Consider the following 579-nt stretch of genomic DNA (forward strand, 5'->3'; position numbering starts at 1 on the left):
TGTAGTGTCCCGGCAGGTTGGTGACACGGGATTGATGTGACGCAATAAGAGGACCTCCGGGTGTTGTGTGGTGCTTGTCGAGAGCAGTTACACAATCCAGGAGGTCCTCGTGTCCCACTCTAACGCGATCCTTACCCCTGCCGGTCGTCTGAAACTCGCCCGGTGCGTGGTGGATGGTCACTTGCCGTTGCGCCGCGCCGCCGAACGATTCAATGTCTCCGTGCCGACCGCGGTCCGCTGGGCGAGACGCTACGTCGAGCTCGGGGAAGCCGGCATGCAGGACCGTCCAAGTCGACCGCGCAGCTGCCCGCACCGCAGTTCAGTGCGGACAGAACATCGCGTCGTGGGCCTTCGGACGTCCAAGCGCTGGGGACCGGCCAGGATCGCCTACCACCTGCACTTGAACATCTCCACGGTCCATCGGATCCTGCACCGCTATCACTGCCCACCCCTGCGCTTCACGGACCGTGCCACCGGAATCAGGATCCGCCGAGAACACGCCCGCCGCTATGAATACGCCTGGCCCGGGGAAATGATCCACGTCGACGTGAAGAAGCTCGGCAGGATCCCCGATGGCGG

The 579-nt window shown here is 63.7% G+C and carries 1 protein-coding gene; it reads left to right on the top strand.

All coding sequences use genetic code 11. From position 1 onward, the window contains the following. Window positions 1-109: 109 nt before the first annotated feature. A partial coding sequence (locus FQP90_RS23050; protein WP_208760077.1) for a helix-turn-helix domain-containing protein occupies window positions 110-579 on the top strand: 470 nt, incomplete at its 3' end.

The organism is Paenarthrobacter nitroguajacolicus (genome assembly GCF_007786235.1).
GTDB classification, from domain to species: Bacteria; Actinomycetota; Actinomycetes; order Actinomycetales; family Micrococcaceae; genus Arthrobacter; species Arthrobacter nitroguajacolicus_A.